12 protein-coding genes are annotated in these 8,791 nt (G+C 38.8%); 10 read left to right on the plus strand and 2 right to left on the minus strand.

Annotated elements, in window-relative coordinates; all coding sequences use genetic code 11:
* The 7 genes from IM322_RS02325 to IM322_RS02355 form a co-directional block, all read left to right on the plus strand.
* A partial coding sequence (locus IM322_RS02325; protein ID WP_287699090.1) for a transposase occupies window positions 1–143 on the plus strand: 143 nt, incomplete at its 5' end.
* A 188-nt stretch (window positions 144–331) separates the two neighbouring features.
* On the plus strand, window positions 332–961 hold the full coding sequence (locus tag IM322_RS02330) for an acyl carrier protein (RefSeq protein WP_287676620.1): 630 nt from the start codon (window positions 332–334) through the stop codon (window positions 959–961).
* Between the two features lie 21 nt (window positions 962–982).
* Window positions 983–1,810, plus strand: a complete 828-nt coding sequence (locus IM322_RS02335; RefSeq protein ID WP_287676622.1) for an SDR family NAD(P)-dependent oxidoreductase — start codon at window positions 983–985, stop codon at window positions 1,808–1,810.
* A 12-nt stretch (window positions 1,811–1,822) separates the two neighbouring features.
* On the plus strand, window positions 1,823–3,583 hold the full coding sequence (locus IM322_RS02340) for a polyketide synthase dehydratase domain-containing protein (RefSeq protein ID WP_287676624.1): 1,761 nt from the start codon (window positions 1,823–1,825) through the stop codon (window positions 3,581–3,583).
* Between the two features lie 49 nt (window positions 3,584–3,632).
* Window positions 3,633–3,821, plus strand: a complete 189-nt coding sequence (locus IM322_RS02345; RefSeq protein WP_287676626.1) for a hypothetical protein — start codon at window positions 3,633–3,635, stop codon at window positions 3,819–3,821.
* Window positions 3,822–3,908: 87 nt separating this feature from the next.
* Window positions 3,909–4,199, plus strand: coding sequence for a hypothetical protein (locus IM322_RS02350; protein WP_287676628.1), 291 nt, complete (start codon window positions 3,909–3,911; stop codon window positions 4,197–4,199).
* 74 nt (window positions 4,200–4,273) lie between these two features.
* A complete protein-coding gene (locus tag IM322_RS02355; RefSeq protein WP_287713086.1) occupies window positions 4,274–5,968 on the plus strand; it encodes a PEP-CTERM sorting domain-containing protein in 1,695 nt (564 codons plus the stop codon).
* An 84-nt stretch (window positions 5,969–6,052) separates the two neighbouring features.
* Here the strand turns inward: IM322_RS02355 and IM322_RS02360 are convergent, their stop codons facing one another.
* Window positions 6,053–6,994, minus strand: coding sequence for an RpnC/YadD family protein (locus tag IM322_RS02360; RefSeq protein ID WP_287676632.1), 942 nt, complete (start codon window positions 6,992–6,994; stop codon window positions 6,053–6,055).
* A 54-nt stretch (window positions 6,995–7,048) separates the two neighbouring features.
* Between IM322_RS02360 and IM322_RS02365 the strand changes: the two genes are divergently transcribed.
* Complete coding sequence (locus IM322_RS02365) at window positions 7,049–7,261, plus strand: hypothetical protein (protein WP_002762577.1); 213 nt, start codon at window positions 7,049–7,051, stop codon at window positions 7,259–7,261.
* Entirely contained in the window at window positions 7,258–7,671 is a 414-nt protein-coding gene (locus tag IM322_RS02370; protein WP_287676635.1) for a type II toxin-antitoxin system VapC family toxin, read from the plus strand. Before IM322_RS02365 ends, IM322_RS02370 begins: the two co-directional genes overlap by 4 nt.
* 12 nt (window positions 7,672–7,683) lie before the next feature.
* Here the strand turns inward: IM322_RS02370 and IM322_RS02375 are convergent, their stop codons facing one another.
* Entirely contained in the window at window positions 7,684–8,067 is a 384-nt protein-coding gene (locus IM322_RS02375) for a hypothetical protein (protein ID WP_079209460.1), read from the minus strand.
* A 303-nt stretch (window positions 8,068–8,370) separates the two neighbouring features.
* On the opposite strand from IM322_RS02375, the gene IM322_RS02380 reads away from it, so the two are divergent.
* Window positions 8,371–8,730: an acyl-CoA thioesterase gene (locus tag IM322_RS02380; RefSeq protein WP_287676637.1), complete on the plus strand. Its 360-nt coding sequence runs from the start codon at window positions 8,371–8,373 to the stop codon at window positions 8,728–8,730.
* The last annotated feature ends 61 nt before the right edge of the window (window positions 8,731–8,791 follow it).

Below are 8,791 nucleotides of genomic sequence, written 5' to 3' on the forward strand. Positions count from 1 at the left end.
GTTATTTCGAGCAAAGGACAACGAATGGGGTGGTCGAGGGAATCAACAATAAACTTAAACTAATAAAACGGAGAGCCTATGGCTTTAGAAACTTTCGGAATTTTTGGGTTAGAAGTATGTTGTCTTGGCATCTTGTCTGTTAATTTAGCATAAAGGGTAACGAAGAGCCTTATGTTCTGCGTCCCCAAAATTGCTTTGAGCCCTGGACAATTTCCTGGCGCCCACACCCCACCTTCAAACGTAATCTTACTATACTACAAACTGAAGTGCGGAATGTGGGTTTGAAGATAGATTTAGTCGTCCCTTTAATTTAGACTATCAACCCCATTTTATGGCCAATCCATGTGAGATCAAGGCAAAAGGCAAAAGTCAACAGGCAAAAGTAGAGAATATTGATCTTTTATTACCTAATCATAGCCAAAACCTCAAACCTGAAACCTCAAAAATTGAAGTTATTCGTCAATTAGTCGCACAAAAAACAGAATTACCCCTAGAAACCATTGAAAATCATCATCGCTTGTTGGCGGATCTGCACCTTAATTCTATCAGTGTCAGTCAATTAGTGATCGAAGCAGCGCGTCAGTTAGACTTATCTCCTCCCCATTCACCGACAGATTATGCCAATGCAACTATTCAGGATCTAGCAGCAGCTTTAGAAGAATTAGGAAAAAATAATCCTCAAATTCCTCAAGAATCAATTCCTATGGGTGTTGATAATTGGGTGCGTGCGTTTACGGTTGAATTAATCGAAAAACCGTTAATTAAATCAGATAAAAAGCAAATAAATCGAGAAAAAGCGGAAAATTGGCATATTATCGCCCATGCTGCTCATCCTTTATTACCTAACTTATCTGTTTTACAACCCACCTTAAAGCATGAGCAGGAAAAAGGGATCATTATTTGTTTAAACCCCCATCCTGATGAATCAGAAATTGATTTGCTTTTAAAAGGAGCAAAATGATCTATAAAAGAGAAAAAACCCTTGATTTTGATTCAACAAGGAGGAGGATATGCGTCCTTTGCGAGAACTTTTTATCTAGAAAATCGTCAAATTCCTACCTGTGTGATTGATATTCCTTTTCATCATCCCAATGCAGTTAATATCATTCTCTCAGAAATCACTGCAACCGATAGCTATACAGAAGTTTATTATGATGAAAACGGAAAACGGTTTGTTCGTCAATTAAACTTGTTAGGGTTAGAAAAAGATCCCGATAACCCTAAGCAGAAAAAAGACCTAAAAAGGTCAAATAAAAGCAAAATCAAGGAGCTTCTTTTGGTGACGGGAGGAGGGAGAGGTATTGCCTCAGAATGTGCCTTATCCTTAGCTAAAGAGAATAAAGCTACCTTAGCGATTTTAGGACGTTCTCAACCTGAAGATAACCAAGAATTAGCCGAAAATTTAGCAAGAATGAAGTCTGCAAACATCCAAGTCCATTATTATTCTTGTGATGTCAGTGATGCTGAGTCAGTTCAGCAAACTATCGCCGAAATTAAGACAAATTTAGGAGAAATTACGGGAATTTTACACAGTGCGGGGGTTAATACACCGAAATTAATTCAACATCTCGAACCAGAAGATTTCTTAGCAACTTTAGCCCCAAAAGTCAAGGGTTTGCAACATATCTTAACGGAAATTAACCCCGATTCTCTCAATTATTTAATCACCTTCGGTTCAATTATTGCCGAGACTGGATTGAAAGGAGAAGCAGACTATGGGTTAGCCAATGAATGGTTAGGGAATATTGTAGCGGAATTTAGTCGAAAATACCCTAATTGTCGCTGTTTAAACCTAGAATGGTCGGTTTAGTCCGGTATTGGCATGGGAGAACGTTTAGGAACAGTTGAAAAGCTAAGAAATGAAGGCATTACCCCTATTTCTCCCGATATTGGCATTAAATACTTACATTTACTTTTAAATCAATCCCTACCCACTGCCTCTGTTATCATCGCCGGGCGTTTTGGTGAACCTCCCACTTTAAGCTTAAAACCGCAAGAATTATCTTTTTTCCGCTTTTTAGAGACAAAGAAAGTTCATTACACGGGAATTGAACTGATTACTGAAGCAGAATTATCCTTAGACAATGATCCTTATTTACAAGATCATGTTTATCAAGGAGAATACATTTTCCCCGGTGTCCTGGGGTTAGAAGCGATCGCACAAGTGGCCACTGCATTACTCCCCACCTTAGCAAGGAAGGAGGATCAAACTCTTAACAAGGGGGAAAACCAAGATCCCCCTTCCGTCCCCCTTAACAAGGGGGAAACTGGAGGATTAACGTTTGAATCGGTTAAATTTAACCGTCCGATCGTGGTTTCTGCCGATCAACCCTTAAAGATACAAATTGCTACCTTAATCACCGATTCTGGAAAGGTTAAGGCCGTTATTCGCTGTGCCAATACAGGGTTTAGTATCGATCATTTTGAAGCCATCATCAGCCATTCTTCTCTAGGGGTGCCAGACTGTCGCCCAATGATCCCCCCTGTTTCCCTTAAAGAAGGAAAAAATAACCCTCAAATTAACCCAGATACGGACTTATATGGTCATTTATTGTTCCATAAAGCAAGATTTCAACGAATTAAGGGTTATTCTCATCTCAAAGCAACCGAATGTATTGCAGAAATTAACATTGAGCAAAAAACTGCTTGGTTTAGTCGTTATTTACCTCAATCCCTGATTTTAGGCGATGCAGGGGCAAGAGATGCCGTTATCCATGCTTTACAAGCTTGTGTTCCCCATGCCACTATTTTACCCACTGGCATAGAACGCTTAACGGTATATTCTGTCAATTTAGGCGAAAATCAGTTTGTTTCAGCCAAAGAAAGACTGCATCAAGGAGATACCTTTGTCTATGATGTTGAGGTATTGGATAACGATGGCAATCTCTTAGAAGTGTGGCAAGGATTGGAATTAAAGGTGATTAAACACAGAAATCCTCAATATCCTTGTATTCTAGCCCTTTTACCCTGTTATTTAGAACGAAAGATTAAGGAGGTGATGCCTAATGTCGATTTAACTTTAATTCTCGATCGGGATGCAACGGTAGAAAGACGATTCAGAAGCGATCGCAGTTTAGGGATGTTAACCTCATCCCCTAGTGTAATTCAGCGTCGGGGGGATGGCAAGCCCGAATTAAGCCATAACGAGGCGGTTTCGGTGTCTCATGCCGAAGATTTAACCCTTGTGCTTAAGGGTGCGTCAGGATGCGATCTGGAACCGATTATCCCCCGTGATGTGCAGATGTGGCGCGATTTATTGGGGGAAAATTCCTTTAATTTAGCGGAGGTAATTAGTCAAGAGAATCATGAGGATTTTAATATGGCAGCGACTCGCATTTGGTCTGCTAAAGAAAGTATTAAGAAAGCGGGTTTGAGTCTCGATATCCCGTTAACTTTATCGTCTTTCTCTCAACAATTAACCCCTTTATCCCCTATTTTGTGGTTATCTTCAGGAAAGGATTTAATCATCACTTTACCTGTTTCTTTCCGAGAAATCAAGACAGCTTTCATCTTGGCAATATTTGTCCAAACAGTTCAGAAAAAATCGGATTTACTTCAGACAGAACCAGCAAAGGTTTTCTGATAAAACTTATCCAGTTTTACCCTTTTTTAAACCACAGGAGAACCAAATCATGACTACAGTTCGACAAATTCCCAACCAAAGAAACCCTATTCAACTGATTTCAAATATCATTCGTTCTTTCGTTTATGCGATGAATGGACGCTGGCATAAATTGGGGATGCAAATCTTTATGATAGTGACTATTGCCCACATCTCAGAACATATTATTCAAGCTTATCAATTGTGGGGTTTAGGATGACCGAGACCAGAATGTTTAGGGTTATTAGGACTCTGGAAACCTTGGTTAATGCGCTCGGAATGGCTACACTATGGACACGCTCTTTTTATGTTATTAGGGTTAGCTATTTTTCGGCCTTCTTTTCATGGAAAAGCTCGTCTTTGGTGGGATTTGGCTTTAGGATTACAATTCTATCATCATTTTGAACACGCTTTACTCTTAGGACAGGCAATTATTGGTCAAAACTTATGGGATTCTCGCGTTCCTATTAGTATTGGACAAATTTGGTTTCCTCGGTTAGAACTGCATCTTTTCTATAACTTAATGGTTCTAATTCCCATGATGATTGCCATGTATTATCATCGTTTTCCACCTATGAATGAGGGGAGATTAGTTTAAATTTCAGCCAAAGTCAAAGAAAGTATTAAGAAAATGGGGGTAAATGAGTATTTACCCTATTCTTCTAGTTAATTGTGCTGAAAAGTTGTCTCTTTTGTGTCTTTAAACGCAAAGAGATTGTTCAATTGAAATCAAATGTAGTTACTTTAAGGAAGTTTAGAACAATGTTGAGCAATTCACTAGATATACAACTCACCTTCCGCTTAGGATTTGTTGTCCCTTTAGCTGCAAGTGTTTTAGGAATAGGAGTTGCTTCTCCGGGATTAGCCATTCCTTCAACAACTCCTCATCCTCATGGTAATCCAGAAACCCCTTGGAATCCCCCAGGGGCAATACCTGGACCTGAACATCAACACCGCGATACCCATCCACTGAATGGAAAACGGATAGAAAATGGTGGTGGTGACGTAACGAGTACCGTCAATATTGGGGGTGGTTTAGGATTTGGAACTTATGCTGTTTGGGATAATCGTAACTGGCGATTTGATCAAGCAAGAAACCAGTCTTTAACCGTCAATCCAAATGACTATGCCAATTCTGCAACTGGTTATGCCCACGGATTTATTCGCCAAGGTAATCAAACTGCTGTACGCTATCGTTTTATTGATAGTTTTGATCACGACGGCCTCAGTCCTACACCCGATATAAACCGTTGGTTCGATGATCCAATTGGGGTGAATATGCGAACTGGTATTAATAATGCTTATACTGCTTGGGAAGCGGCCGTTAATGGGCTACAACTGAACGTTAATGGGATACCTATCGTTCGCAGTATTGATTTTATGGAAGTTGCTGCCAATGCTGCGGCAGAAATTGATGTTTTTTTGACAGGGGGACCGGCATTTGATGTTGTCAATTTAGATTTACTATTTCCCCTGATACCGCCTGCACCTAATGGTTGGGATTTTGACGACACAAACGGGGTTATTGGTGCGAATCAGCTTGATTTCAACAATGTAGCCTTGCATGAGATTGGTCATTCATTAGGGTTAGGACACTTTGGTATCAATGATGTAATTAACCTGATGGAATCAGGTGCAGGAGGACCAGCAGCGGATCTTGGTCGTGACCTAGCAGGAATTGATGCTGGTAGTCAAGATGGTGCGCGGGATCTTTATAGCATTCCAGTCCCTGTATCACAACGTGAAAGAACAAGAGCAACTATTGGGTCACAACAAAATCCTACTGTAAGTTTCGATAGCACAACGAATCGCCTTAATTTCTCATCAGGTGTGATTAATTTTGCCGATCTTGCTGGTGGCTTTTCTAAAAGTATTGATCCCCTTTTTGTTGGAGACCCACTATTCGGTGCAACCATTAACGTCACTGATTTGATGTATGGAGGAGTTACGGCTAATGGTCTTCATTACTTTGATCCGGGGGTTTTAACAATTACTAAAGATAATGAAACACTTTTAGAAGCTGCATTTGATTTGTACTGGCTTGACAGCACGCTTGAGGATAATAACCCGATCATTGACAGTTTCACAATTTTATTAACTCCCACAATTAACAACACTATTGGCTCAACTTTACTCGGTCAGTTAAACGATATTGCTTATGGTGGTGAGTATTTTCTTGATTTCTTTTTCCAAAGTCCTAATGCTGATTTAGTTGCATTAACTAATGGATTTACTCAAGATGCTACGGTTGATGTTACCTATTATTTGGGTCCAAACGGTACACCTGTACACGAACCTAGTTCAATTTTAGGACTTTTTGCTATTGGTGGATTGGGGTTAACTCAACTTCGCAAGAAACGCCAATAAACTTAACCTAGGGTGGGTTCTGCTCACCCTATTTCCTTTTATTCTAAAGTCCTTAAAAAAGGCATGATTGCTCTCCTTCTCATATTATGATAAAGAGTCATTAACTAGCTGTTGAAATTCCTCCAATGAATTAATAGTAATACTGGGAACAAAAAGACTCTCTAAGACAGATACATCCTCAATTTGGTTAATCGTTTCAATCAGGGAATTAGGAATCTCCCCAAAACGACTTTGTAAAGCTAAAATAATATACTTTTGGCTAGTTAATTTAGCTCCTTCTTCGAGAGCCATTTCTTCTATGGTGCTTAAAAAAGGCATTTTGTTTTCCTCCTCGTATTGACTGAGTTTTGTTTTAAAGTTAAGTTGAAGTTGCGGGGGTAAGGTCATCATTTTATCAATGAATTTCCCTAGATTGATAATCTCAAACTTGGTTAATCCCCTTTGATATAAACCTCTGACTAAGTTCCACTTCCATTGTTCACGCTCCCTGAGATTATTAGTCGTAGCCTTAGTTTTTAGGTGTGCCATGACTATTATAGCCCAAATATTCTCACTTTGTTCTAAGTCTTCCCATTGATAATCCAATAATTTGACCATTAAAAAATCGACTCTCACTTGACTTCCCCCTAACCCATATTGATAAAAATCAGGTCGCCAAGACCTACTTTCATCCCCTAAAATAGCTAAACTAATAACAGGTTTATGGTACAAATCAAAGGCTCGATAATTATAAATAAACATTCGTTGAGGGAATTTTAGATCATATTGACTTTGGACTTCAATATGAATTAAAAGCCAGATTTCCTGATTATCTAATAACCAAACTTTCAATAATTTATCAGCATAGCGTTGCTCAGTTTCCGCAGCTGCCGTAATTTGTTCTAATTCTTTATCAAGGGAAATAGGGGTTTGATTCCAGTCAATTTCTTCATAAATATTGGGATAAAAGAAGCTTAAAAACTCTGCCAAATAAGTGCTAATCGCTTCTTTCCATGTTTTGTCGTAATTAGCTGTCACCTCAGCCATGCCTTTTCCACCTAATTGCTATATAATAAATAATATCCTAATCTTTCAAAAACAATGGACAATTCTAACCCTACTCCTATCCCCTGCGAAAATAGTGATACTTCTTCCTTAGAAACCGCTAACCACAAACCCTTTTGGAAAGCCATTGTGGAAATTGGTGAAAAAGTTCCCATTGAAGAGTGGAACAAATTACCTAAAGATTTTGCTCGCAATTTTGAACATTATATGTATGGCGCACCCAGAGACGAGGATTACGAAGACGAATGAGAAAGATTTTTTTAGATACTGCTTATCTTCAAGCACTGGTTGACACTCGTGATAGTTTACATCAATCTTCTGTAGCTATTACCGACGAATTAGATATATTTCTATCTGTTACTAGCGAAATGGTGTTAACTGAATTACTCAATGCCTTATCTGGAAGGGGTGGGTATTTAAGGGATGCTGCCCTAGACATTGTGGATAAATTACACCAAGACTCATCAGTAGAAATTATCCCTCAAACCTCTCAGTTATTTGCTGAAGCATTGCTATTGTATCGCCAAAGACTAGATAAAAGCTATAGCTTAACAGATTGTGCTTCGATGTTGATTATGAGACAACAAAACCTCTCCGATGTTTTAACTTTTGATCGCCATTTTCAACAAGAAGGATTTAATGCACTACTGAGAAATTAGGAGGTAAAATAACTAATTGACTTTTTGAGCTACTTGTGCTAGACAATCAAAGTGACGACCATATTTAACAATAATCGTCATCGATCCTCGATAATCAATTAACCCTGTCATTACCGCTTTAACTGCACCAATTTCTTGATTAACAAATCGTTCCCAATTCTCTCTAGTTGCTGAAAAAATAGGTAAAGATTCATCCATTTCTTCAATCAGTTCTAAACTAACAATCTGACCCTGATCATCCCATTCTGAACAAACAGAAACCCCCTGACGATCACTAAACCAAAGAATTACTTTTCCCAATTTAGTGAACTTTTTACCTAAGTTTTCTTGTTCGTTCCATGTCGTTTGATAGGCAGACCACCATTCTTGAGAAAAACGAGTTAACGGTTGATTCATGAGGTATAATCAGAAAATAAAAAACTTGTGTTTAGTTTACCATTATCAGGATAACCTATGATCATCTTAAAATTCCTACTTTATGCCCCTCAGGGTAAGCGCATCTTAACAATCCTTGACAAAATGAACTTTATATGGGTTGCCTACCCAGAGCGCGGTTTAGACATATTTGAGTAGAATTTGCCATCGCAGTTGTTAAGCAACAATCGACCAAATAAGAGGACAAGCAGCTGACAAAATTGGTCAATTGTCAATAGCGTTCTTTTAAAACCGTTGTTAATCTCGAAAAATCGCTAAATAATCATGATGAAAGCCTACGAATATCATCACATTGTCAGTTTTCAAGAAACCAATTTAGTCGGTAATGTTTATTATGCCAATTATGTGCAATGGCAAGGTCGTTGTCGAGAAATGTTTCTCAAAGATAATGCCCCAGATATTATCACAGAATTATGCCAAGGATTAGCCTTAGTAACGGTTCGAGTATCCTGTGAGTATCTGTCCGAATTATTTGCCTTTGATCATGTTATTATTCGGATGCGTTTAGGAGAGATTAAACAAAACCGAATTACCATGTTATTTGAACAGGGTAATCGCATGTTGATAGAGTTCTCAAATTCCGAGGAGTTAGGTCTAAAATTCGATGGGCAACTCAGGCTTTGACCTGCACAAGGCGACCGAATCTCTGGTTTTGCCAGTCATTATGGCCTAACAAACCCCGAAC

This window comes from Microcystis sp. M109S1 (genome assembly GCF_020247025.1).
In the GTDB taxonomy this organism is placed as follows: domain Bacteria; phylum Cyanobacteriota; class Cyanobacteriia; order Cyanobacteriales; family Microcystaceae; genus Microcystis.

Excerpts from the sequence above, each read along its gene's own strand:
- IM322_RS02330 (WP_287676620.1), top strand. The coding sequence starts at position 332 with ATGGCCAATCCATGTGAGATCAAGGCAAAAGGCAAAAGTCAACAGGCA.
- IM322_RS02340 (WP_287676624.1), top strand. The coding sequence starts at position 1,823 with ATGGGAGAACGTTTAGGAACAGTTGAAAAGCTAAGAAATGAAGGCATT.
- IM322_RS02345 (WP_287676626.1), top strand. The coding sequence starts at position 3,633 with ATGACTACAGTTCGACAAATTCCCAACCAAAGAAACCCTATTCAACTG.
- IM322_RS02350 (WP_287676628.1), top strand. The coding sequence starts at position 3,909 with ATGTTATTAGGGTTAGCTATTTTTCGGCCTTCTTTTCATGGAAAAGCT.
- IM322_RS02360 (WP_287676632.1), bottom strand. The coding sequence starts at position 6,994 with ATGGCTGAGGTGACAGCTAATTACGACAAAACATGGAAAGAAGCGATT.
- IM322_RS02365 (WP_002762577.1), top strand. The coding sequence starts at position 7,049 with ATGGACAATTCTAACCCTACTCCTATCCCCTGCGAAAATAGTGATACT.
- IM322_RS02370 (WP_287676635.1), top strand. The coding sequence starts at position 7,258 with ATGAGAAAGATTTTTTTAGATACTGCTTATCTTCAAGCACTGGTTGAC.
- IM322_RS02375 (WP_079209460.1), bottom strand. The coding sequence starts at position 8,067 with ATGAATCAACCGTTAACTCGTTTTTCTCAAGAATGGTGGTCTGCCTAT.
- IM322_RS02380 (WP_287676637.1), top strand. The coding sequence starts at position 8,371 with ATGATGAAAGCCTACGAATATCATCACATTGTCAGTTTTCAAGAAACC.